The organism is Parasedimentitalea maritima, assembly GCF_005771405.1.
Lineage (GTDB): Bacteria > Pseudomonadota > Alphaproteobacteria > Rhodobacterales > Rhodobacteraceae > Parasedimentitalea > Parasedimentitalea maritima.
The window spans coordinates 265,140-288,423 of sequence record NZ_VAUA01000007.1 but is presented as its reverse complement, the minus strand read 5'-3'; the positions used below and the strand labels follow the sequence as shown (position 1 = coordinate 288,423).

Below are 23,284 nucleotides of genomic sequence, written 5' to 3'. Positions count from 1 at the left end.
GGCCTGCGTTCTCAGCTCACGCGTCCTCCGCTCATCAAGCTAAACATGAAATAATTTTGCCATGTCACAAATTGGGTTCAATACACGAAGGGAATAAATTTGGCCGTTCGCTTAGCATAGGCCTTAAATTCTTCCCCATAGCGACCGGCGAGGTAAGTATCCAATGGCGGGATATGGAAAAAGACGAAACCGAGAGTCACAAAAATGGGTATGATTAAAGCAAAAGCCGAAGCGGTAAGAATCGCCCACCCGGTGAACAGCACCGTATCTCCGAAATAGTTGATGTGCATCGAATAACCAAACAGCCCACCCGTGTAGCACCGTCCTTTGGAGGACGGTTTTCTCTTCCATTTCCATCGCTGCCGTTCCGACACTGTGTTGAGAAATGAACCAAGCAAAACCAACCCTGCGCCTACCCAGTCCAACATTCCCAATGGGGTCAGCACTCCGGAAACGACTCCAGCGCCAAGAACCAGGAACCCAATTTCAAACACGCCAATAAAAACGGAGAGTCCCAACACTTCTGACATCGCGACGCGGCGTTGCAAAAGGACAAACAGCGTCACCAGATGCCGCAACCAGTACAGCACAGCACATAGGGCAAGAATGCGCGCCCTGGGCTCATCCACCCAATCCAGCCCACCGAAGGCCAACCAGAGGCACCCCGCAACGAGGGCGCCATGCAAAACAGCAAAGATCAGTTTGGGACCGGTTGATCGGTCGTGGTCTCGATTGATGCCGCCGGAATTTGACATAGGAATATACCTTAGAAGGGTTTGAAGATCATTAGGGCGAGCGTGAGCAGACTCAAGATCAGCGCAAGCAAGCCAATTGGAACGGCTTGCAAAAACACGCGCTGATAATATTTAGGAAGGCGCATGTCTGCCTTAGCGGCGGCAGCAGTAGCGATATACAACAAACGATGTTCAACTCGGGCGCCAACGACAAAAGCTAGGATTAGAGCAAGGCTCATTCCGACCGAAGTCGCTATCCATCCGGTCTGCAAATCATACCCCAGGGTATGCACCATCCAAAAACCAGTCAGCACGATCACTGCAAGTGAAGGCCCCATAAGCAGGCGGTTGACGCGTAGAACACACCGCAACAACCCTGCCGCCTCAACCGGCGATGCGGTTTTGGCCTGCCCATGGATGAGCCCACTAATTAGGGTCGCCCCTATCATTATCGAAATGGCGAAAATGTGGACTAGCTTGGCAACAAGGTAAGGGTCAAACATCTAAAACTCTTTTTCGTCCATTTGGACTATTTAATACCTGTAGACGCTTCGTCAAAATGATGTCAATGCTTTTTCGACCAATAGGACGAAATAGAACATGCCCAAAATTGTTGACCACGCTGCCCACCGGGCAGACCTGGCGCTTCGTGCGTCGAAATACTTCTCAAAACACGGGTATGCCGGGGGGAGCATGCGAAACATCGCGGAATATCTTGGCGTTTCAAAAAGCGCGCTCTATCACTATTTCCCCAACAAAGAGTCGCTATTTCTTGCCTGTACGGAACAGGTAATGTCCCAGGTTGATGTTGGCGTGCTCAACGAGAGCACAACTCAACAGGAGCAAATTCAGCAACTGATCAATGTGATGCAGGTCGATTTCGGCTCTGAAATGGCGCTTCTTTTTGATTATCTGCGTAACAAAAGCAAAGCCGAAATCGCTGAAAATGAGGCCATGCAGGTCTCAATCGAGACTTATCGCAAAATGGTTGAAGCGATCGTCGGTGCCAGCAAGACAGATGAAACACTGGCAATGATCATGGGCACATTGCTGTTAGACCACTTGTCCGGCGGCACATGGGCGGCATCATCAAACCTTCGCTCCATATAAACCCCCGCCAATAGCCAGGCCCGTTCAGGCAACCCGCGCAGTTGATTGCGCACATAAGAAAGGCCAGCGCATTGGCTGGCCTTACATACAGTACTTGCGTCAAATTCACTTGTGCAGCGGACCTAGAAGTTCTGCCAGATGTCGTCCCCCCCGCCGGATACCTTAACGGGTTCCATCTCAATATCCGGCGTGTCCCAGTCATCGAAATGGGCGTTGGGGGTCGGCGCCTCATTCGCCTGCTCGGGGTCATAGGAAACCTGGCTCTGAGCACCAGCATCGATACTAAAATGGGCCACCAGAGAGGACAGTTTGTTTGCATCTGTATTTAGCAAATGGCTGGCGGCTGTTGCCTCTTCCACCATTGCCGCATTTTGCTGCGTCACCTGATCCAATTGGGTCACACCAATATTGATCTCGTTCAAACCGGTAGATTGTTCCGCAGCCCCAACCGCAATTTCCGAAACCATCTGAGAGATGTTGTTTACGCGATCGAAGATACTGGTCAGCGCATCGCCAGCCTTCCCAACCAGATCGACGCCTTTCTCGACCTGCTTCGAACTATCACTGATCAGCGTTTTAATCTCCATTGCAGCATCAGAAGACCGCTGCGCCAGCCCACGAACCTCGGACGCGACGACAGCAAACCCACGACCTGCTTCACCAGCACGGGCGGCTTCGACGCCTGCGTTCAACGCCAGCAGATTGGTCTGAAACGAAATGTCATCAATCACCCCAATGATCTGGCTAATATGACGCGCTGAATCTTCGATTTCGGTCATCGCTGAAACAGCATTTTTTACAACATAACCGCTTTCCTCGGCCTCCGTCTTAGCCTCTGCCATTATCGTCTCAACCCGGGTTGCCCCTTTGGCTGCCGATTTAACACTCGCTGTCATCTCATCCAGAGCCGCTGCGGTTTGTTCCAATGTAGCGGCCTGGCTTTCGGTCCGGCGCGACAGATCGTCTGACGAGTGACTGATTTCAGTGGCACCATTGCGGATGCTTTCAGACGCACTAACAACCTCAAAGACTGTCGTTTTCAATGTGTCCAGAGCCTGATTAAAGTCATCCCGCAACTTAGCATAACCCTCGCTCATGTCGTCATCAATACGCACGGTCAGATCCCCTTTTGAAAGGCGCTCCAGACCGGACCCAATCGCGGAAACGGCTGCTTCCTGTTCGGCCATCCGCTCTTGCCGTTCGGCCTCAACGGCTTTGGACATCTCTTCTTTTTCAACCAACCCGTCGCGGAACACAGACAGCGCACGTGCAATGCGGTAAATTTCTTCACTCGCCCGGTCGAACCCGCTGACCGGGCTAAGGTCGCCTTCAGCCAGCCGCTCGGTGGTTGCGCTGATCTTGACCAAAGGTCGCTGAACCAGCACCCGCGTAAGAATCATAGCCAGTACCAACACCACACCCGAAGCGATCAGTGCCAATTGCATTTGTTCCTGCGCAACGGAAATGTCGCCGGAAACTTCTTTGGCCATTGCCGCAATTTCAACCAGACTAGCAGAGCCCAAAGCCGTTGCATGTTGGGAAATCTGGCGAACGGCTTCAGCGGTATCCGTCGCAGCCTTAGCTGCCGTAGCATCCGCTTCGAGCGATGCCGTTTTAAAGGCCGGAACCCCTTTTTTCGGGCTGGCCAATGCAATCATAACGGACAAATCCCCTTCAAGACCGCCATCGTTGAAATCGGTGTAGTCTTTAAGAGCCTTAGCAGCCTGTTGCAGCATCTCTGCCGCAGCAGTGGTTTCTGCAATGCCAGGAGCGACAACCACATCCAGTGCGGCAACTTGAAAGCTGCTGATCCAGCTGTTGATTTCTACCAGCTTGTTGAGAAAGCTAACGTCATTGTCCAACAACCCCTGAATTGCTTCGCGATTTTCAATTCCTGCGTCTTCAGCAGCAATCGACAGAACAAACACCATGTCCTCTACGGCTGTTGAAAGCTCGGTATTGATACGTATACGCGCCCGCAACACTTCTTGCCTGTCGGCATCTGTCTGATACATGCCGCTGCCGATTGCCGCCTGAAAGGTATCAACCGACATGTTGATGGCTTCCATATTCAATTCAATGGAACCATTGGCCTTAACCGTTTCGATGATTTCTGACAGGCGCCCGAGCGATGCCAGCGCAATATCTTTGAGCGTTGAACGCATTGCGTCTTCGCGCGCGGTGCCGATCGCCAATGTGGTTCCAGACAGCAAATTCACTTCGGAACGCGCTTCCAGCAACGACTGAAGCATCGCAAATTGGTTTTCAACCAGGTCAATCAGAGTGTCATCAATCGACGACATGGTTTCTTCGCCACGCGTCTTCAAGCTCGAATAGGACTCAGCCGCGAGCTCGGCCAGCGTGGCCTGCAATCTGCCACTCAGTTGCTGCAACACAGCAGTTCGTGCCTCGATTGAAGCCTTGTTGCGAAAGGCATTTTTGCGGGCAACGACCAGAGCTTCCAATGTACTGGCTGCGTTTTGCGCATCTTCTTCAAACCCCCCGCGTGCCTCCTCAGGCAGCAAGGCTATGCTCTCGTTTAACTGGGCGGTCGCGGCCGCAATATTTTCGGCACCCGTTGCAAGCTGGTCAGCTCCAGTAGCCAAAAGCACTACTGCCATTGCGTCCTTGGTTTGACTCGCCGCTTCAATCAGGCTGCTGCTCAATTCAAGTTGTGGCAGCTTATTCTGGGCCAATGTGTCCATGTCGGTGGCCACCCGATCAAAGACCAGTGTCACTAGGATACCGATTGCAGCAGATGCAGCGCCCAACGCTAAGAGGATCAGAGTAATCTTGGCGCCAACACTGGAAAACGGCATGCGTCGGCGTTTAGGGGAAAGAGTAGACTGCGTTGTCATAGGTCACCTGATCTTACCAAATATCAATTGGTCTGCCCAAAATCTGGACAGACGAGGAGCTTGTTAAACGGAATGGCGGTTAGAATTGGCCTGTCATGGCCGCTCGGTGAATTTCACCCAAACGCATTAATAGATCCCAACTTTTCAATAGCGCGCCACTTAATTACATTCGCATGATTGAATAAGAGAGTTAAAAAATACTAAGCAGGAAAGGAAAGACGTTTAAAATTGCTCACACAGTGCGCTATACGAATTTCCAATTAAAATAATCTCATAGCAAGCCTTGGTCCGTGGGACTGTAAGGCGCAGGTGTGTGGGAGGATGCCACTCAGCGCTTTTGCTGCACCAAGACACTGCGAGACGGCTGGATTTTCATTGCAAAAACAGCTTACCTCAATGTACGGCAATGAGGTCCCAATTGTGAGAAGATCATGCAAGAACGGCTAATACACCTTCTGGAAGCGATTTCTGGCGCTCCTTCGCCAATAAGCATCACAGATCTGATAAGCATGACCGGCTTACCCAAAGCGACGATCTATCGAAACGTCGCCGCCCTGGTTGACTGTGGATTTGTCGAAGAGACCGAAGGTGGTGGTCGCTATGTGCTGGGGATGCGCTTTGTAAAAATCGCTCTGACCGGCAAATCGGATGCCCATGTGATCAATGCGGTGTCGGCGATGCTGATGCAGACCGTCAAGGATCTGGGCGAAACCGCCTTTTTGGCGCGCTACCGTGGTGGGCGCGTTGATCTGATCCATGTCGAAACCCCAAGCGACCCCAAGGTTTCCTATATTTATCCGGGACTTGGTCCGCGCCCGGCGCATGCCTGTTCTTCGGCCAAGGCCATTGCCGCCTTTATCCTGACCGAGCTGCGGGACGACTTGCTAGAGGCCAACCCACTGCGGTTCAACGCCAATACCCATGTCGACCGCGAACAAATCCTGCGTGAACTGAACCAGGTGCGCCGCTATGGCTATGCGGTGTGTGAGGGCGAGATAGACGAAGGTGTCTCAAGCGTGGCGGTTCCGATCAATGTGGAACGGCTGGGGGCGATTTTCAGCATCGGCATTGTTGGCCCCACGGCACGTATCACGCCCATCATCCAAAACCGCGCCTTACCGGTGCTTCAGGCTCAGGCCATCCGGGCCTCGGCAGCAATCCAGCATTGTTCCGTCATAGAAGCTGAAACAACAAACGCCAGCGCGATGACAACGGCCCAAGAGGAACCGTTGCAAACGCATTAGCCGCGTACTCCAGAGTGGTGCTATGGTCGGCCCCATTGCCCTTACCGCATTGGCTCAGCGTTTCTTGCAACGATTCCATTTGGACGCAGCATCAGAAATGAAATCAGCGCAATCAGAACCGCCGCATCCCTGTACAAAACAAATTCATCCGGCAGAACAAACAGGAATGTGCTTTCAAGCAATCCGAGTAGAAACCCACCGTACAGTGCGCCTTTAGGACTGGAGAGCCCGCCAATGATCACGGCAATCAATGCCTTTATCATCGGGGTCAACCCCATCGCCGGATAGACCGCACCACGTTGCGCAATCCAGATCACCGCAGCAATACCCGCCAATATGCCCGACAATGCAAAAGCGATCATGATGACCTTATTGGCATTGATCCCCATGATCCGCGCAACATCAAAATCCGTTGCCGAGGCGCGCAGCGCAATGCCCATCCGTGTCCGGGTCAGCAGCGCATTCAAAAGCAGCAGCGCAGCAACTGATATCACAATAGCAATGATCTGCGCTTTGCTGACATAGATATCGCCAAAGGTGAAATAGCCGGACAGAAAGTTTGGGATTGGAACCGGTTTGGACTTGGGGCTGATGAAAATCTGAAAACAGACATGCAGAGCCAGTGAAACCGCAAAAGACGTTATCAACAGCGACATCGGGCTGCGGCCACGCAGCGGCCGAAAAGCGATCCGCTCCATCAGCACCGCCGCCAGACCAGCCAGCGCGATTGCAATGGGGACTGCCACAAGAAACGGAACTCCCGTTAGCAGCAAAAAGTACAACCCGTAGCCGCAGATAGTCATCAGATCGCCATGGGCAAAATTTAGAAACCCCAGCAAGCTGAACACAATCGCCAAGCCAAGAGCGAGCAAGGCATAGGTGCCGCCTAGGCTGAGGACAGAGACCGCAAATTGAATGACCTGATCCATATTAGGCGGCTCCCAGATAGGCTTGATGAATGGTAGGGTCCGCGGCCAGACTGCTGGCATCCCCATCTCTGACAATTTGGCCCAGTTCCATCACATAGGCGCGATGGGCAATGGCCAGACTTTTGCGCACGTTCTGTTCGACCAATAGGATGGACACCCCTTCCTGATTCAGTTGCTGCACCAACTCAAACACCTGCGACACAATTTTGGGCGCCAGCCCCAATGAGGGCTCATCAAGGATCAAAAAACGGGGTGACGTCATCAACCCACGTGCAATGGCCAACATCTGCTGCTCGCCGCCAGACAGCGTTCCTGACTCTTGGTCTATTCGCTCTTTGAGAATGGGGAACCGCTCTACCAGCGTATCAATCCGGGCCTCTGCTTGTCGCACAGGTAGGCTGATGCCACCGGCGATCAGGTTTTCGCGGACCGTCAGATCACCAAATACCCGGCGCCCTTCTGGTGACACCCCAATACCTAACCGTGCCTTGCGTTCAACGGGCAGTGACAGCAAATCAGTGCCGTCAAAGGAAATCGTCCCGGAGGCCACCGGCGCAAGGCCAGTGATGGCGTTTAGCGTTGACGTCTTCCCAGCGCCATTGGCCCCAATGATCGTAACCAATTCACCGGCGTTCACACAAAAGGATATTCCGCGCACCGCAGCAATTGGGCCGTAGGACACATTCAGGTTTGAAACCTCAAGCAATGGGGTGGTCATATTTTACCTCAAAAGCGAGCCGCAGCGACCTTTGCCGCTGCGGACAGGGTTGTCTTTAGATACGGGAGTCAGGGATCTCATCTGAGGTCAGCAGAGTGGATTTTACATAAACCCCTTCGCCACCTTCGATCCGCATGATGTGCACTGGCAGGTTCGGCAGGGCGCCGTATCCTTTCAGCGTTACGCTGCCGATCTCGGTCGTTACGTCCTCTAAGTCCGCAAACGCAGCCCGAATGGCTTTGGCATCACCGCTACCCGCATTGATCGAGGCCTGCTCAACCAGACGCATGAAGGAATATCCAACCATCGCCGGGTAGAAGCTATCATCGCCACCGTAGGCCACTTTGAAGCGATCAACAAAAGAGGCAGCATCGTCGCTGGCGTTTGGTGCTGCCATGGTTAGGTAATGCACGCCTTCAACGACCTCACCCAAGCCACGTACGGCAGGCTGATCCAGAACATCTGTGCCCAGATAAGTTGAGGTGATCCCGGCAGCACGCAGCTGGTTGATGAAGATCGGGAAGTCATTGTCAAATGTCATCCCCATTATGACATCCGGCTGCTCTGGCAGGGCTTTAATCGCCGCCACCATCGAAGAGAACTCCTGCTGGTCATAGGCAAATTCGGAATGGCCGACAATCTTACCTCCACCCGCTTCAAACACTTCTTTGAAGTAGAGTGGCGTGAATTCTGTAAACGGGTCAAAGTCGGAGCTGATGATATAGGCCGTTTTTGCACTCAGATCGTCCAGGGCATATTTGGCGTTCACCGCGCCCATATGGGCATCCGACATCATCACCAGAAAGCTGCCCTCACCCAGACGCGCCGGGATGGTTGGCTGCGATGCAATGCCGTGTGCCGTCATCATGCCTTGCGACAGGGCCTGCATTCCGGCGGAAACAGCATAAGGAACCAACGCCGAGGTGATGAACAGATCCAGCTTTTCATCTGCCAGAATTTCCGAGGTGGAGATGGTGGATTGCTGAATGTCCGACCGGTCATCGCGCTCGATCAAACGAATGGGATATTGCCCAGCCAGACCACCGCGTTCGTTTGCCTCGGCAACAAACATCGACACGCCTTGCATGAAAGGTGCGTCATAAGACGCCATGAACCCGGTTTTTGCGTTCACCGCCCCAATCACAAATTCCTCGGCGATGGCTGGCAGTGCTAGCGAGGCGACCAGCGCCCCTGACACTATGGCTTTTCTGAACATTCTCTTCTCCCTTATTGCATGTCTTGCTTGGTTTTTATTGTTAGTGAGGATCATCCAATTCTTGGCCGATGTAGGCTTCGATCACGACTGGATCGGCGCGTATTTCGGCCGGTGTTCCGTCGGCAATCTGTTCGCCTTTGTTGACGACATAGATGTGGTCACACAGCGCCATCACCATCGGCAGATCGTGCTCGACCAACAGAATGCCACAGCCGATATCGGCCACTACTTGCCGCAACAGCGCAGTCAATGCCTCGGTTTCCTGATGGTTCATCCCGGCGACAGGTTCATCAAGCAGTAGGAAATCAGGCTCTAGAGCCAAAGCCCGGGCAATCTCTAATCGCCGTTGATCCCCATAGGCCAGCGCCTCGGCCGATGTTTGCGCCACAGCATCCAGATTCAGGGCATGCAACCAGGCACGAGCCTTATCCTCTGCCACAACCGAACCCAGCTCGGGCCGAGCGACATTCACCGCTGTCAGGACATTTTCCAGCACGGTCAACGAGCCAAATACCCGGATATTCTGAAATGTGCGGCCCATGCCGGATTTCGCCAGTTTGTTAGCACTCCACAGCGTCGCATCCTGATCATTCAGAGAGATCGAGCCGCTGGTGGCAAACAAGTTACCGGTGATCACATTGATGAACGTACTTTTGCCGGCGCCATTAGGGCCAATCAGTCCAACAATCTGTCCAGCCTTCACTTCCAGGTTGGTGCCGCTCATGGCGACAAACCCACCATAGCTTTTGTGCAGATCTACGGTTTTAAGCCGGGCCGTCTCCGAAACTCGGTAATGCGCAGGGGCGATGTTGGAATTTGCCGTGCCAAACCACCCATCCAAGCGTCGCTGGACCCAAGGCAGTGTCGCTACTTCCTTATAGCCAGCGATACCATCAGGCCGGTAGTATAGAACCAGCAGGATCATCACCGAAAAAGCCAGCGCGGTTAAGCCAAAAACCTGTGGCATAATGATACCGCCAATAAGCTCCTGACCGGCGAAACCGCCCAAAAACTCTTCAGTCTTCTTAAAAACCTCCTCAGCGAAAGTCACAATGACCGCACCAACAACAGCCCCGGTGAGCGAGCGGTATCCACCAATTATGACCATAACAATCAGGGCAAATGTCTTATCCAGATAAAAGGCGGACGGCGCCGCAACTCCAACGACATGCACAAACAAGGCCCCGGCCAGCCCCATGATTGCGGCGCTGACAACCCATAAGAACAGGATGGAGTTGTCTGAAACGATACCAATCGAACGCGCGGCTTGTTCATCTTCGCGGGTGGCCTCGGCGTTGCGTCCGGCAATGCTCGCCTTGGCCGCATAGGCCACAATCAGCGCCACAACCAACGCAACCAGGATCAACGGCCAACCAAGGGCGTCTCTGGGAATGCTGTACAGCGACTGCTTTCCATTGGTCAGCGGCTTTAGCCCGATAAAAAGAAGATAGGAGATGATCAAAAACCCAAAACTGGCAATGACCGCAGCAGTATCGCGAAGCCGCCGCATCACCACTCCGGTCAGCAATCCAACCAGAACCGCAGCCGCGACAGCCGGTACCAGCGCCAGCCACAACGGCCAGTCGGCCTGCTGAATGGCAAACGGCATCGAAGGCAACAGAAAGCCTTTGATAGCCGGTGGAATGGTGAACCAGGATGCAACATAGGCCCCGATTCCAAAGAACGAAATATGGGCCAGAGACAGGATCCCGGTGCCGCCACAGAACAACCCAACCCCAAGCCCGGCAATCACGTTGATCGTGGCCAGTTTCAGCAAGCTGTCATTGGCAAGCCCAAAACCAGCAAAGAACAACAGGACTGCGCTTAGAGCCGGGGCGATGATCACAACGGACCAAAAGGATTGCCGCCCGCGCGTGTCCAAACGCGCCTTATGCGTTGCGGCGATCTCACTCGAAGCCATATTCAGATCCACTTGCGACATGCGCCCCTCCTCGTCTTCTCACACGCTACATTCACGTATAATTCAACAAAAGCGATATTATTCTTCAATTACATCCATAAAACGTAACACTAAATCACGTCGGTTTGCTGTCGTTGAAAACCGGTAGCCAGCAACCGTTTCTACAGGTTTCGCAGGTATCGCTCCGTCTCCACTGCCGTAACCTGTTGCCGAACAAACTCAATTTCACGTTCCGATTGCTTGACGGCGATATCCAATCGGTCCTGCCCGTAGACCTCTGACATGAAAGTGGAGTTTTTGGCCTGCGCCACAGCTTCATCAAGGGTAAGTGGCAACATATCCGCAGGATTATCAGCATAAGCATCGCCCTTGGTCACAGGACCGGGCTCACTGCCGTTTTCGATGCCTTCCAACCCGGCCGCGATATCACAGGCCAACAGGTAATAGGGGTTCACATCTGCCGAGGCATCGCGTTTCTCGACCCTCACCGCAGAATCTCCGCCTTCGATCACCCTTAACCCAACCGTCCGGTTGTCATACCCCCAGCTGTTGTTCACCGGGCAGAATGTATAAGGCTGGCGCCGCTTATAGGCGTTGGGGGTGGTCGACCCCGCCAGGGACATCTCGACCATACGGTTTTGCAATCCCGCGACAAACGCCAAACCCGTTTGGTTGATCTTGCCATCATGGGCAAAGGCGTTTTTGCCGTCTTTCCACAGGGAGTAATGAGTATGGAAACCGCTTCCCGATTCAGCGATGAATGGCTTGGCCATAAAGGTAGCAAGATAGCCATGTTTTGCGGCGACCTGCTTCACCATGGCGCGGAACAGAATGATACGGTCGGCGGCCAGAACGGCTTCGTCATAGCGAATGTTCACCTCGACCTGCCCCGCCGCATATTCGGGATTCGATTGCTCAATCGGAATGCCCATCGCGGTCAAATCCTCGCGGATCGGCCCCAGCACATGCTCCAGTTCTGCCATTCTATTGATGCCATAGACCTGATTGCCCTGAATTGTGGGCAGCCCGGTTTCCGGATCCAAAAGGTAGAACTCCAATTCTGTACCGACCTGCACCTGATACCCCAGTGCAGCTGCGCGCTCGACCTGCTTTAGCAACGCGCCACGCGGATCGATTGGCACCGGCTGGTGATCCATGCCCTCAGCATAGGCCAGAGTGATTGCAACACCTGGTTCGAATGGGCAGGCAACAGGGGCGCTTAGTGGGAACATGTGCATATCGACATAGCCATTGTCGAAGCTGCAATAAGGCGTATCCCAAACGTCACTGGTCATATCCAACGCAAACATCGCGGCAATGATGGCATTGCCATCTTTACAGGTTCGCTCCCACTGGGTGGCTGGAATACGCTTGCCACGCATGTACCCGTTCACATCCCCAACACCAAGTACAACGGTATGGGTGCCTTCGGGCAATGGGTAAATTTCTTTGATCACGTGGCTCTCCCAGGTAAATGTAGCGGCGTATATATATCTTTTGTATACAGTGTTCAGTAATTTTCAAATTGTTATTTTTTCAATGTAACAACACGAAAACATCAATATCACTTGTGAACGGCGTCGAAGTTGATAGAAAGAATACAGTATTCGCGCTTGTACAGGTGTTTTCATGACTACTTTCAAAAAGATCAAAACCCCCCGGATTCGGCTCGCCGATGAGGCCTATGCTCAAATTCTAGAAGCCATCGCCAATGGGGAAATTGATCCGGATCGAAAGATCGTACAGGAAAAGCTAGCGGCCGAACTCGACATTAGCCGCACGCCGGTCCGCGAGGCGCTTTTGCGGCTTGAACAAGAAGGTATCCTTGAAATTGCTGGTCGGGGTGGATTTTACATCCGCAAAGTCAGCCATGAGGAAGTGCGCTTCATCTATGAGACCCGCGCTGCCATCGAAGGGTACTCAGCCCGGCTGCTGAGCGAGGCCGCCAACACCCGAACTTTCCAGCAGATTGACGCGATCATCAGTTTTGAAGAAGGCCGCGACCTAGAGACGGCAGCCGAATTATATGACGCCAACCGGAAAATCCACCGCGCATTTGTTGAGCGCACCCAAAACCGCTACTTGCTCGATATGTTCGACCAGATGTGGAACCGTGGCTTTTCACTGCATATGTTCTCGCTGATCCCCAGCGCGGATCTGCAATTATCACTCGGGGAACACCACGCGCTATGTGATGTTTTGCGCAATGGTACCCCCGCCGAGTCAGAGGCAGCGATGCGCGCCCATATTCATACCGGCCTAGATCTTCAGCTGGCCTGCATGAAGGACGCGCCGTCCGCCTCCTAGCTCATTGAAAAATCAATAATCGTGCGCAGCCCCTCACCGCGCTGCATGGCCGCAAAGCCATCGTTGATTTGCGAAAGGGGCAACCGCCCTGTCAGCATATCATCCAGATTCAGCCTACCATCGAGATAGAATTGAACCATCACCTGCATATCGCTCCGAAACCGGTTTGACCCCATGTCACAGCCCATGACCTTTCGCTGCGCAATGAACTGGTGAAATGGCAAAGAAACCTCGGTGTCAGCAGACATCAGACCAATCAGCACCAACAGTCCATTTTTTCGCAACATCATAAAGCCATTGCGTGCGAGATCCGGATGACCAACCGCTTCGAATGCGTATTCCACCCCTTTGCCAGCGGTGATCTGCATCACCTGATCAACCGCGTCATCCAAAGACGAGTTGATCACATGCGTAGCACCAAAGTTGCGAGCCATGTCCAGGCGGCCAACATTGATATCAACCGCTATGATGTTCAACGCTCCAGCCAGCCTGGCGCCCTGAATGGCATTCAACCCAACCGCACCGCAGCCGATCACCACCACTGAACTCCCCACTTCGACCTGTGCGGTTCGCATCACCGCGCCAACACCCGTAGTCACGCCACAGCCAATCAGCGCTGCCTTGTCCAAGGGCATCGCCGGATCAATCTTTGCCAATGCATGTTCATGCACCAACATATGATCAGCAAAGGCAGACAGGTTCATGAACTGCTGAACCTTGGTGTCCTTTTGCTGCAAACGAGGCGGCTCTTCTTCGCTGCGGTTAATTGCAGGTTGATCTTCACAGATCGACGGGTTTCCCGACAGGCACATGTGGCAACAACCACAAAACGCCGACAAACAGCCGATAACATGATCGCCGGGCTTCATATAGCTGACCCCTGCTCCAACAGCACGCACGATACCCGCAGTTTCATGGCCCAAAATAGCGGGGGCCTGTAGCGGAAGATGGCCCTGCATGAAATGCAAATCCGTGTGGCACAATCCAGTGGCAGCAACTTCAACCAGCACTTCATTGTGGCCCGGATTTCCAAGGGTGATGGTCTCAATCTCTAGCGGCGCACCCGCAGTGTGAAATATAGCAGCCTTCATCAACTCACTCCCCCGCTTGCGCGGCAAGAAAACCCGCGAGCACCGCATTCACGACCTCGGGGTTTTCTAGATTCGAAAGATGACCGGCGTCTGGAATGATCTCTAGCTGAGCACCTTTGATGGTCTGAGCAATCTCCTCGGCATAGCTGACTGGCGTATCCGCATCATCAGCGCCCACCATTACCAATGTCGGCGCTTTGATATGGCCCAAAACACTCATCGCATCATGGTTGCCTATCAACCGAGTGGTCAGTACCAGCCCAGCCAACTGTGCCCGCGCCATTGCGCCGATCGCTGCATCAATAATCTGAGGGCGGCAGCTCGGCCCGGTTATCGCTTTGATCATGGCATCCGAAAACGCCCGCACCGAAGTACCATCCGCTAAGTCTGACAAGATTGGCTGCATAAAATCCTCAGGGCTCATATCGCCACCCAGTCCAAACTTTGGCGAGCTGTCCATAATCGTCAGAGATCGGACCAGTTCCGGCTCTTCTGCTGCGAAGTGCTGTAAGATCATTCCGCCAACTGACAGGCCAACAAAATGCGCCGAGGTTAGCCCCAACGTCTGAGTGACAAAGCCTTTCAGGCTGTTTGTAACCTCAGCCATCTGCGCACCATCAGGCAAGGCTGCGGACAGTCCAAAACCGGGCATATCCCAGGCGATACAACGATAGTGCGGCGCAAAATACTCAAACTGAGGCGCCCAAGCCGTCCGCGACCCTGCCATAGCATGCAGAAAGATGATCGGGGCACCGGCTCCGACCTCTTGCCAGCAGATCGGTCTCTTTTCTTCAACAATTATATAACCTTGCATCACACCACGCTCCTTTTCCACATCCAAAAGTCACCTTTTGTCACCGCCAGTACTGACATAGCAAAATCAAGTTCACAAGATTTTTGTATACAGAATACAATGAATCCAGTATTCACGAATTAACAATCATGCCGGAAAGGAAATTGTCCATTGTCAGATCGCAGCCTCACCCAAACCGACCTATCGGACCCGGCGCTTTACGATGCAGGCATTCCCCATCAGGTGTTTGCAGAAATCCGCAAACAACCCGGGCTGAGCTGGAACCCGTTACAAGGTGAAGATGGATTTTGGGCGGTGACCCGATTTGAAGATATCGTTGAAGTCTCTCGCCACCCCGAGACTTTTAGTTCAGCCACTGGCCACATCCAGATCTATACAGTGCCCGACGACTGCCTGGAGGCACGCGCCTCGATGATTGACATGGACCCGCCCAACCACAGCCGGTTACGGCGCTTGGTCAACCCTGGCTTTATCCCCAAAAACCTCCGGCTTTTTGAACCCATTGTTCGCCAACGCGCTTCGGCACTGCTGGATGATCTGGTGGTTGAGGGCGGCGGGGACTGGGTCGAAAAAATTGCCAAGCCAATTCCGATCAGCATCATCTGTGACATGCTGGGTGTGCCGGAAGAAGACCGTAACTACATGATTGAATTGACGGATCATCTGGTTGCTGGCACCGCGAACAAACCGCTTGATCCCAATGCCTACGGCAACACCACTCCGCTTCGGTTCCTGCCATTTGAAAGTCCCGCAGCCTTTGCACTGGACAACTACGCCCGCGATCTTGGCAACAGACGCCGGGCTGAACCGCAGGATGATCTTGTCACCAAACTGATCAACGCCGAAGTCGATGGTGAAAAACTGACCGAAGCAGAATTCACGAACTTCTTTCGCCTGCTGATTTTCGCCGGCAATGAAACCACCCGGTCAGCAATGTCCAATCTGGTGATACAGATGGTGGACAATCCCGATATTTTTGCCAATCTCAAGGACAACCCGGATCTGATCGATGGGGCCGTGGAAGAGATCGTCCGGGTGGCATCGCCTATCCTCTACTTTCGCCGCACCGCAACCTGCGACACCGTGCTATCGGGAACCCCGGTTAAAAAGGGCGAAAAAGTTGTGATGTGGTACGCCAGCGGAAATTTCGACGAAGCCCGGTTCGACGCACCGCTCGACTATGATGTTAACCGTCCCAAAATGCCCCACATCGGCTATGGCGGTGGCGGCGTCCACACCTGCCTAGGTGCAGGTTTGGCGCGCATTGAATTACGTATCCTGCTTGAGGAAATCCTGACACGCGACATGAAGGTCTCCTTGGCCGAGCCACCCGAATACGTCCACTCCAACTTTGTGAATGGCATCGAAAAACTGATCGTCCGCCTCGACTAATTTCACCCAATTACAGGAGGCGCAGATGCAGCCCAACCGCGCGATCCCACAAACCCGGGACTATACCATCACCCGCAAACAGACCGAGTCCGACAACATAGTGTCGTTCTATCTAAACCCATCAACTGGCGCCTGCCCCGATTTTGTCCCTGGGGACTATCTGGTCTTCACCGTACCCGATGAACAGGGTGCTCCGGTGAAGCGAGAATACAGTATCTCGCAGCGCAGCATCGATGGATTGCGCGTTACGATCAAACATGAAACCGCACCCAATGGCAAAGATGTACCACCCGGAATTGCATCCAGCTATTTTCATGACAAGCTCAGCGAAGGTGACACCGTCACCGCCTATGGTCCCGCTGGCAAGTTTGCCTTGAACCAGACCTCGGATCGGCCGGTGGTTTTGCTCAGCGGTGGCGTCGGTCAGACCCCATTGCTGGCCATGTTGCAGGCACTTGCAGCGCAGGGCAGCCGCGAAACGGTGTTTATTCACGCTTGCGAACATGGTGGCGTCCATGCGCTTGGACAGGAAGTACGTGATTTACAATCCAGTTTTGACAAGCTGGCCAGCCATATCTGCTATGCCAACCCACGGCCGCAGGACGGCGGTTATGATAGCAGTGGTTTTGTCACCCGCGCCCTGTTGCAGCAGTTGATGCCAAAGACCCCCGCTGAATATTATCTCTGCGGTCCCGGCGCTTTTATGAAAGCGATGTACGCGCTGCTTTTGTCGTTGGATGTCGACGAAGACCTTATCCACTATGAGTTTTTCGGCCCAGCCACGCTGCTAAAATCAACACGACCTAAATCAGCCCCCACACCGCAGGCCGCCAACATGCCACAGATCACATTTGCTCAATCCGGGATGCAGGTGGCTTGGGATCCGGATATTCCCAACTTGCTGGAGCTGGCCGAAGAGCATGGTGTGATGGCAGATTACAGCTGCCGGGCTGGTACCTGCGACACCTGCAAAACAAGAGTAACATCAGGCGAAGTCGAATACCCCGAAGAGCCGATGGAACGCCCAGCTACTGGGTTTGCCCTTTTGTGCTGTGCGGTGCCCAAGGGCGACGTGACTCTGGACATCTAATCAGGACTAAATAATGAAAATTGGTATTTTGCAGACAGGCCACACAGCCGAGTCCTTGATCGACAAGCACGGTGATTTTGACGCCATGTTCCACAAGTTACTGGCGGGAAAAGAGTTTGAGTTTCAGACTTGGAATGTGGTCGATGGTATCTTCCCTCCCAGCCCGGATGCCGCTGACGGTTGGCTGATCACAGGCTCCAAACACTCAGCTTACGAAGATCTGCCATGGATTTCTGAGTTGGTGAATTTCCTACGCGAGACCTATGCAGCAGACCGCCCAATTGTCGGCATTTGCTTTGGTCACCAGATTCTGGCCTTGGCCCTAGGTGGCACAGTTGAACGCTTTGATCAGGGGTGGTCGATCGGCAATCAATCTTACCAGATGGCGGATGGCACAGATCTGGGTGTTGTCGCCTGGCATCAGGATCAGGTTACCAAACTGCCACAAGGCGCACGGGCAGCCGGTGGGTCACCCTTTTGCAAAAACGCCTTTATCACCTATGAAAACCGCGCTTTTACGGTACAGGCACATCCTGAGTTCAGCGCAGAATTTGGTCGCGATCTGGCAGACTATCGCCGCGACGTCCTCCCCCCAGAATTGATCGAAGCCGCCAAGCTTGCCTATGACCAACCGCTCAGCACCGCTATATTGGCTAATCAGATCGCTGGGTTTTTCAGGACGCGCAGCATTTAACGCGTCCTGAGATCGCCCTAAATACCACCTAAACAGATGTATTTCGTTTCAAGATAATCCTCGAGCCCCTGACGCGCACCTTCACGGCCAAGGCCGGATTGTTTGATACCACCAAAGGGGGCGACTTCTGTTGAAATCAACCCAGTGTTTACACCAACCATGCCGTATTCCAGCGCTTCTGCCACCTGCCAGACCCGTGGCAAGTCACGCGCATAGAAATATGAGGCAAGACCAAATTCGGTGTCATTGGCCTGCGCAATCACGTCTTCAACTGTGTCAAAGCGAAACAGCGGCGCAATCGGGCCAAAGGTTTCTTCGCAGGCAATTGCCATGTCACGCGTCACATCTCCCAGTACCGTGGGCTGGAAAAAGCTTCCCCCCAGCTCATGTCGAGCGCCCCCCGTCAGCACCCGCGCACCTTTGCTGGTGGCGTCTGATATATGGGCGCTTACCTTGACCACCGCACGGGCATCAATCAAGGGACCGGTAGTCACCCCATCCTGCACCCCATTACCAACTTTGATGTCGGCAACGGCCTGTGTCAGCTTTTCAGCAAAGGCATCATAGACACCATCTTGCACATAGATCCGGTTGGCGCAGACACAGGTTTGTCCGTTGTTGCGGAACTTGGCGATCATTGCGCCCTCGACTGCCGCGTTCAGATTGGCATCATCAAACACAATAAACGGCGCATTGCCGCCAAGCTCAAGGCTGAGCTTTTTGACCGTATCGGCACATTGCCGCATCAGGATTTTGCCAACGCCGGTTGAACCGGTAAAAGTCAGTTTGCGCACTATCGGATTGGCACACATCTCACCCCCAATGGCTGCGGCATCGCACCCGGTGACTATGTTCAACAGCCCCTTGGGCAAACCGGCCCGCACCGCCAGTTCTGCCATCGCCAGAGCCGAGAACGGGGTTTCGGAGGCAGGTTTTAGAACCACCGCACAGCCCGCCGCCAGCGCAGGCGCAACCTTGCGGGTGATCATCGCATTGGGAAAGTTCCACGGCGTAATCGCCGCCACAACACCCACTGGCTGCTTAATCACCATAAGCCGTTTGTCCGGTTGATGGCCGGGGATGGTTTCCCCGTAAACCCGCCGTGCTTCTTCGGCAAACCACTGGATAAACCCAGCGCCATAGGTCACTTCCCCCAATGCCTCTGCCAGCGGTTTACCCATTTCTCTGGTCAGGATCAGAGCCAGATCTTCACGGTGCGCCATCATCAGGTCGTACCAGTGCCGCAACACGGCTGCCCGTTCTCCGGCGGTTCGGGCTGCCCAATCTTTTTGCGCAATTTCAGCCGCCGCAATCGCCGCTTTGGTCTCTGCTACACCCAAATCAGGAACCGTTCCAATTTCTTCGCCGGTGGCCGGATCATGAACCGCAATCACCGCCCCATCAGAGGCCTCAACCCAGTCGCCATTTAGGAATGCCTGCTGGCGAAACAACGCTTTGTCTTGCAAGTGGATCATTCTCCCGCCTCCCGCGCTGCATGGATCACGTCACTCAGAATGCCCAGCGCTTCGGCAAAGACCACATCAGGAATTGTCAGCGGTGCCAGAAAACGGATGACATTGCCGCCAACGCCACAAGTCAACAGGATCAGCCCACGGGCCATTGCCCTGGCTTTGACCCGTTGCGCCATCTCAGGGTTTGGCGTGCCCTCAGCCGTTACAAACTCAGCCGCCACCATAAACCCAAGCCCACGCACATCGCCAAGTTCAGGCACATCGGATTGAAGGTCCCGCAAAAACGCCATCAAATCAGCCCCCAACTTGCTAGCGCGCTGGCACAATTGTTCTTCATCCAGCACATCCAGCACTGCAAGTGCTGATGCAATCGCCAATGGATTGCCGCCGTATGTCCCGCCCAAACCTCCCGGAGTAGGTGCATCCATAACCTCGGCACGCCCCGTGACAGCGGCCAGCGGCATCCCCCCGGCCAGCCCCTTGGCCATACATGTCAAATCAGCCGCAACGCCAAAGTGCTCCATCGCAAACATCTGGCCAGTGCGACCAAATCCAGTTTGAATTTCATCAGCGATCAACAAGATCCCATATTCATCGCAGAGCTCTCGCAACCCTGTCATCAACGCCTTTGGCGCGATGTTGAAACCGCCCTCGCCCTGCACCGGCTCAATGATGATTGCAGCCGCTCGCGATGGGTCGAGATCCGTTTGAAACACGCTGCGCACCGCCGCAAGTGCGGCCTCAGCCGAAATCCCGTTTTGCGCGGTTGGAAAGGGCACATGATAGGTGTCGCCCATCATGCTGCCAAATCCCGCACGATAGGGTGCCACTTTGCCTGTCAGCGACATGCCCATATAGGTGCGACCGTGAAACCCACCACCAAAAGCAATCACCGCGTCACGTCCAGTACGGGCGCGGGCGATTTTGACCGCGTTTTCCACAGCTTCAGCACCTGTGGTCACAAAACAGGTTTTCTTGGCAAAATCGCCAGGAACCAACAGGTTCAACCGCTCTGCCAGCGTCACGTAGGAGGTGTAAGGCAAGACATGGTGGCAGGTATGGGTAAAACCCTCCAACTGCGCCGTAATCGCCTGCACTACTTTTGGGTGCCGGTGGCCGGTATTGACCACCGCAATTCCAGCCGCAAAATCGATATAGCGGCGACCTTCGACGTCCCAAACTTCGGCGTTTTCGGCGCGTGCAGCAAAAACCGGGTTCATCAAGCCAACGCCACGGGGAATGGCATTGGCCCGGCGGGCCGTCAGGTTGCTATTGGTATCAGGCATGTTTGGTCTCCGGATATCAGGACGTTGCAAATTCAAAGCGGTAAAGCGCGGGTAAGCAGCCAGACAAAACCGGCGATCCACAGCGTTTCAATCAAGACGATGGCCAGTGCGCGCGGTCCAACGGTGACGATCTCACCCAGCAGGGTTTTCATCCCCAGGGCCGCAATCGCACCAACCAAAGCCCATTTAGAGGCATCCGAAAACACCAAGGCTGTAGCGACCGGAATGACACCCAACGAATTCAGGGTCGCCAGCGCGACAAAGCCAAACAGGAACCAGGGCACAGGAACCGATCCACGCGGCGCACCTTTGCATGCACGCAGGCCAAACAGCACGACAAGACCGATCACCGGCACCAACATCGCAACCCGCAGCAGTTTGATCACCGTTGCAATGTCGCCTGTCTGCTCTGACACCGTATAGCCAGCGCCCACCACCTGAGCCACGTCATGGATCGTTGCCCCCAAAAAGATGCCTGCGACCTGATCGGACATACCAGCAAGCTGGGTGAACATGGGATAGGTTATCATGGCAACGGTGCTAAACACCGTCACTGCCACCACCGTAAAAACAGTATCCCGCTCGACAATGCCGCCCTCGCCTTTCGGCAATACCGAGGTCAATGCCAAGGCGGCTGAAGCCCCACAGATGCCCACAGCGCCTCCAGTCAGAACGCCAAAGGATAGGGTGCGACCGATAAGCCGGGCCGTCAGAAGACCAATGCCAATAGTACTGACCAAACTGACCAAAACAATCAGCACCGCATATGGCCCAAGCTCCAATATCTGGGCAAAGGTGATCCGCGCGCCCAACAGCGCCACCCCGACCCGCAGCACCGTGCGGGACATAAAATTGATACCTGCGATGAATTTTCCGTCACGGTCGACAAAATTGAACGCCATGCCCAGAAGCAGCGCAAACAGCATCACTGGGGCGGTGTATTGCGTGGCCAGAAACATAGCTGCCATAGCCACAGTTGAACTCAGCACGACCCCCGGGATCACCTCTTGGATCCGCGACTGCAGATTAGATAACATCCGATTTCCTTCGCCCAATTGGGATTACGCAGCAGCGGCAGCGCGATTGCGGAAAAAATCTGTGAGGGGGGTTTCGTGTTTCAACACACTGCGTTCCGCAATAAGCCCTTCAACCATTGCCCTGTCACCACTACGCGAGGCAGCCTCGATCAGGGTCAGATTGATGACATCGCGTTGCGCAATGGATCCGCCAAACAGATGCGCCGAATGACGCGCACCCGACAGCAAACCTTTGGCCTTTTCATAGTCACCACGCCCAAAGGCCTGCAGCCCTCTGACAATCGGCAAACCAGCGGTCCGGATCACAATTGAACTGGTACTGCCACCCTCTTGATTGGCCTCCAGCGCCGCAATTAGCGCGTCGGCCTCTACATCCCGGCCGGCGGCGGTAAAGGCCATCATCGCATGCAGATCTGTGAACGGCATATAGGCTTGATCTAGGACCTTGGCATACTGATCCGCAACATTGCCCCAACGGTCCCCCGTATCGACACCATCCATGTTCAACCGCCACAACAGCGCGGCTGAATCATGCACATCCATCAGTTCAGAGCGGTCGGTGACCAGCATATATTCATCATGAGCCGCCAAGGCGCGATCAAATTCACACTGCTCCAACCAGTACAACTGCTGGTGCCAGCGATTGTGGATCGACATGTAACTGTCGCCGCCCCAATGCGCCTCACAACGCTCCATAAAGCCAAGCCCTTCATCGACCTTGCCCTGCATTTCATAGCAATGCGCCAGTGCATGTACACTCCAAGTATCAGCTGGGTTCAACGATACCGCCTTTAGCGCCGCTGCTTCTGCCTGCGGATAGTGGCCGCACTCCTCCAGACCAAAGGCCGACATACCAAGCACAAAGGAGTACTCAGGATCCGCCTCACTCCATTGCGCCATCACCCGTGTTGGCCGGTCCCGACACGAACTGGCCTGTCCCAGAAGGAAATCGACCTGATGACCAAACTGCAAAGCACACAGATCACGTGGACAATGCAAAAGGATATCCGCATAGGCTTGTGACGCAGCATAGAAATCACCGCTCAGCCACAAGGCCATCGCCTGAATATGCCCCAATTCACGCGCATTGGCCTTGTCCGCCAATCCAACCAGAACATCGTATTCAGCCCGCAAATGAACCTGTTTTCGTTTGTCGCTGGAGATCAGATACATGCCCGCCAGGAAACACCGGGCCATAATGAAATCGGGGTCCGTTTTCAGAACCGCCTTGATCATCGTGCCTGGGGCAGGTGCATATTCCAACAGGCGTACCGCGGCCTGTGTAAATGCATCTATCGCAGCCTGGTTATGATGTGAAACAGGCGCACCAAAGCCATCGTGCAAAATCATCTTATTCTCCAAATTTTGGGT

At 54.1% G+C, this 23,284-nt stretch carries 20 protein-coding genes; 6 read left to right on the top strand and 14 right to left on the bottom strand.

The genetic code is table 11. From position 1 onward, the window contains the following. Nucleotides 1–77: 77 nt before the first annotated feature. Nucleotides 78–653 (bottom strand): DUF1295 domain-containing protein, encoded by a 576-nt coding sequence (locus FEE96_RS15460; protein WP_246079468.1) that lies wholly within the window; start codon nt 651–653, stop codon nt 78–80. Between the two features lie 113 nt (nt 654–766). Further along, nucleotides 767–1,237, bottom strand: coding sequence for a DUF2269 family protein (locus FEE96_RS15455; protein WP_138164013.1), 471 nt, complete (start codon nt 1,235–1,237; stop codon nt 767–769). Between the two features lie 97 nt (nt 1,238–1,334). On the opposite strand from FEE96_RS15455, the gene FEE96_RS15450 reads away from it, so the two are divergent. After that, nucleotides 1,335–1,844: a TetR/AcrR family transcriptional regulator gene (locus FEE96_RS15450; RefSeq protein WP_138164012.1), complete on the top strand. Its 510-nt coding sequence runs from the start codon at nt 1,335–1,337 to the stop codon at nt 1,842–1,844. Nucleotides 1,845–1,966: 122 nt separating this feature from the next. Here FEE96_RS15450 and FEE96_RS23540 read toward each other — a convergent pair whose 3' ends face one another. After that, on the bottom strand, nt 1,967–4,702 hold the full coding sequence (locus FEE96_RS23540) for a methyl-accepting chemotaxis protein (protein WP_246079466.1): 2,736 nt from the start codon (nt 4,700–4,702) through the stop codon (nt 1,967–1,969). Between the two features lie 431 nt (nt 4,703–5,133). On the opposite strand from FEE96_RS23540, the gene FEE96_RS15440 reads away from it, so the two are divergent. Next, nucleotides 5,134–5,946, top strand: coding sequence for an IclR family transcriptional regulator (locus tag FEE96_RS15440; protein ID WP_138164011.1), 813 nt, complete (start codon nt 5,134–5,136; stop codon nt 5,944–5,946). 41 nt (nt 5,947–5,987) lie between these two features. On the opposite strand, the gene FEE96_RS15435 is transcribed toward FEE96_RS15440, so the two are convergent. The 5 genes from FEE96_RS15435 to FEE96_RS15415 all read right to left on the bottom strand — a co-directional run bounded on the left by FEE96_RS15435 (nt 5,988) and on the right by FEE96_RS15415 (nt 12,187). Further along, entirely contained in the window at nt 5,988–6,875 is an 888-nt protein-coding gene (locus FEE96_RS15435) for a branched-chain amino acid ABC transporter permease (protein ID WP_138164010.1), read from the bottom strand. Nucleotide 6,876: 1 nt separating this feature from the next. Beyond that, the gene (locus FEE96_RS15430; protein ID WP_138164009.1) at nt 6,877–7,593 is read right to left on the bottom strand and encodes an ABC transporter ATP-binding protein; all 717 of its coding nucleotides are present in this window, start codon (nt 7,591–7,593) and stop codon (nt 6,877–6,879) included. Nucleotides 7,594–7,648: 55 nt separating this feature from the next. Beyond that, complete coding sequence (locus FEE96_RS15425; protein WP_171021727.1) at nt 7,649–8,809, bottom strand: ABC transporter substrate-binding protein; 1,161 nt, start codon at nt 8,807–8,809, stop codon at nt 7,649–7,651. A 40-nt stretch (nt 8,810–8,849) separates the two neighbouring features. Next, entirely contained in the window at nt 8,850–10,751 is a 1,902-nt protein-coding gene (locus FEE96_RS15420) for a branched-chain amino acid ABC transporter ATP-binding protein/permease (RefSeq protein WP_138164007.1), read from the bottom strand. 140 nt (nt 10,752–10,891) lie between these two features. Further along, nucleotides 10,892–12,187, bottom strand: a complete 1,296-nt coding sequence (locus FEE96_RS15415) for a glutamine synthetase family protein (RefSeq protein WP_212744777.1) — start codon at nt 12,185–12,187, stop codon at nt 10,892–10,894. Nucleotides 12,188–12,359: 172 nt separating this feature from the next. On the opposite strand from FEE96_RS15415, the gene FEE96_RS15410 reads away from it, so the two are divergent. Next, on the top strand, nt 12,360–13,037 hold the full coding sequence (locus tag FEE96_RS15410) for a GntR family transcriptional regulator (protein WP_138164006.1): 678 nt from the start codon (nt 12,360–12,362) through the stop codon (nt 13,035–13,037). Here the strand turns inward: FEE96_RS15410 and FEE96_RS15405 are convergent. After that, complete coding sequence (locus FEE96_RS15405) at nt 13,034–14,128, bottom strand: Zn-dependent alcohol dehydrogenase (protein WP_138164005.1); 1,095 nt, start codon at nt 14,126–14,128, stop codon at nt 13,034–13,036. The genes FEE96_RS15410 and FEE96_RS15405 overlap by 4 nt on opposite strands. Before the next feature lie 4 nt (nt 14,129–14,132). Continuing rightward, entirely contained in the window at nt 14,133–14,942 is an 810-nt protein-coding gene (locus tag FEE96_RS15400; protein ID WP_138164004.1) for an alpha/beta fold hydrolase, read from the bottom strand. 150 nt (nt 14,943–15,092) lie between these two features. Between FEE96_RS15400 and FEE96_RS15395 the strand changes: the two genes are divergently transcribed. The 3 genes from FEE96_RS15395 to FEE96_RS15385 are packed head-to-tail and all read left to right on the top strand — an operon-like array spanning nt 15,093 to nt 18,118. Beyond that, a complete protein-coding gene (locus FEE96_RS15395) occupies nt 15,093–16,334 on the top strand; it encodes a cytochrome P450 (RefSeq protein WP_138164003.1) in 1,242 nt (413 codons plus the stop codon). Nucleotides 16,335–16,359: 25 nt separating this feature from the next. Then, nucleotides 16,360–17,424, top strand: a complete 1,065-nt coding sequence (locus tag FEE96_RS15390) for a 2Fe-2S iron-sulfur cluster-binding protein (RefSeq protein ID WP_138164002.1) — start codon at nt 16,360–16,362, stop codon at nt 17,422–17,424. A 13-nt stretch (nt 17,425–17,437) separates the two neighbouring features. After that, a complete protein-coding gene (locus FEE96_RS15385) occupies nt 17,438–18,118 on the top strand; it encodes a type 1 glutamine amidotransferase (RefSeq protein ID WP_138164001.1) in 681 nt (226 codons plus the stop codon). 17 nt (nt 18,119–18,135) lie between these two features. On the opposite strand, the gene FEE96_RS15380 is transcribed toward FEE96_RS15385, so the two are convergent. Genes FEE96_RS15380 through FEE96_RS15365 form a run of 4 tightly spaced genes read right to left on the bottom strand, consistent with a single transcriptional unit; the run spans nt 18,136 to nt 23,263 of the window. Then, nucleotides 18,136–19,593 carry an NAD-dependent succinate-semialdehyde dehydrogenase gene (locus FEE96_RS15380; RefSeq protein ID WP_171021726.1) on the bottom strand — a complete coding sequence of 486 codons (1,458 nt, stop codon included), beginning with the start codon at nt 19,591–19,593 and terminating at the stop codon, nt 18,136–18,138. Next, entirely contained in the window at nt 19,590–20,876 is a 1,287-nt protein-coding gene (gene gabT, locus FEE96_RS15375; protein ID WP_138164000.1) for a 4-aminobutyrate--2-oxoglutarate transaminase, read from the bottom strand. Before gabT ends, FEE96_RS15380 begins: the two co-directional genes overlap by 4 nt. Nucleotides 20,877–20,908: 32 nt before the next feature. Beyond that, nucleotides 20,909–21,913, bottom strand: a complete 1,005-nt coding sequence (locus FEE96_RS15370) for a YeiH family protein (RefSeq protein ID WP_138163999.1) — start codon at nt 21,911–21,913, stop codon at nt 20,909–20,911. Nucleotides 21,914–21,937: 24 nt separating this feature from the next. Then, nucleotides 21,938–23,263: a tetratricopeptide repeat protein gene (locus FEE96_RS15365; RefSeq protein ID WP_138163998.1), complete on the bottom strand. Its 1,326-nt coding sequence runs from the start codon at nt 23,261–23,263 to the stop codon at nt 21,938–21,940. Nucleotides 23,264–23,284: the final 21 nt, after the last annotated feature.

Bases quoted from the DNA above. Each gene is read 5' to 3' on its own strand.
- FEE96_RS15380 (WP_171021726.1), bottom strand. From the start codon at position 19,593: ATGATCCACTTGCAAGACAAAGCGTTGTTTCGCCAGCAGGCATTCCTA.
- FEE96_RS15390 (WP_138164002.1), top strand. From the start codon at position 16,360: ATGCAGCCCAACCGCGCGATCCCACAAACCCGGGACTATACCATCACC.
- FEE96_RS23540 (WP_246079466.1), bottom strand. From the start codon at position 4,702: ATGACAACGCAGTCTACTCTTTCCCCTAAACGCCGACGCATGCCGTTT.
- FEE96_RS15425 (WP_171021727.1), bottom strand. From the start codon at position 8,809: ATGTTCAGAAAAGCCATAGTGTCAGGGGCGCTGGTCGCCTCGCTAGCA.
- FEE96_RS15410 (WP_138164006.1), top strand. From the start codon at position 12,360: ATGACTACTTTCAAAAAGATCAAAACCCCCCGGATTCGGCTCGCCGAT.
- gabT (WP_138164000.1), bottom strand. From the start codon at position 20,876: ATGCCTGATACCAATAGCAACCTGACGGCCCGCCGGGCCAATGCCATT.
- FEE96_RS15385 (WP_138164001.1), top strand. From the start codon at position 17,438: ATGAAAATTGGTATTTTGCAGACAGGCCACACAGCCGAGTCCTTGATC.
- FEE96_RS15400 (WP_138164004.1), bottom strand. From the start codon at position 14,942: ATGCAAGGTTATATAATTGTTGAAGAAAAGAGACCGATCTGCTGGCAA.
- FEE96_RS15365 (WP_138163998.1), bottom strand. From the start codon at position 23,263: ATGATTTTGCACGATGGCTTTGGTGCGCCTGTTTCACATCATAACCAG.
- FEE96_RS15405 (WP_138164005.1), bottom strand. From the start codon at position 14,128: ATGAAGGCTGCTATATTTCACACTGCGGGTGCGCCGCTAGAGATTGAG.
- FEE96_RS15435 (WP_138164010.1), bottom strand. From the start codon at position 6,875: ATGGATCAGGTCATTCAATTTGCGGTCTCTGTCCTCAGCCTAGGCGGC.
- FEE96_RS15370 (WP_138163999.1), bottom strand. From the start codon at position 21,913: ATGTTATCTAATCTGCAGTCGCGGATCCAAGAGGTGATCCCGGGGGTC.
- FEE96_RS15455 (WP_138164013.1), bottom strand. From the start codon at position 1,237: ATGTTTGACCCTTACCTTGTTGCCAAGCTAGTCCACATTTTCGCCATT.
- FEE96_RS15420 (WP_138164007.1), bottom strand. From the start codon at position 10,751: ATGTCGCAAGTGGATCTGAATATGGCTTCGAGTGAGATCGCCGCAACG.
- FEE96_RS15430 (WP_138164009.1), bottom strand. From the start codon at position 7,593: ATGACCACCCCATTGCTTGAGGTTTCAAACCTGAATGTGTCCTACGGC.
- FEE96_RS15440 (WP_138164011.1), top strand. From the start codon at position 5,134: ATGCAAGAACGGCTAATACACCTTCTGGAAGCGATTTCTGGCGCTCCT.
- FEE96_RS15450 (WP_138164012.1), top strand. From the start codon at position 1,335: ATGCCCAAAATTGTTGACCACGCTGCCCACCGGGCAGACCTGGCGCTT.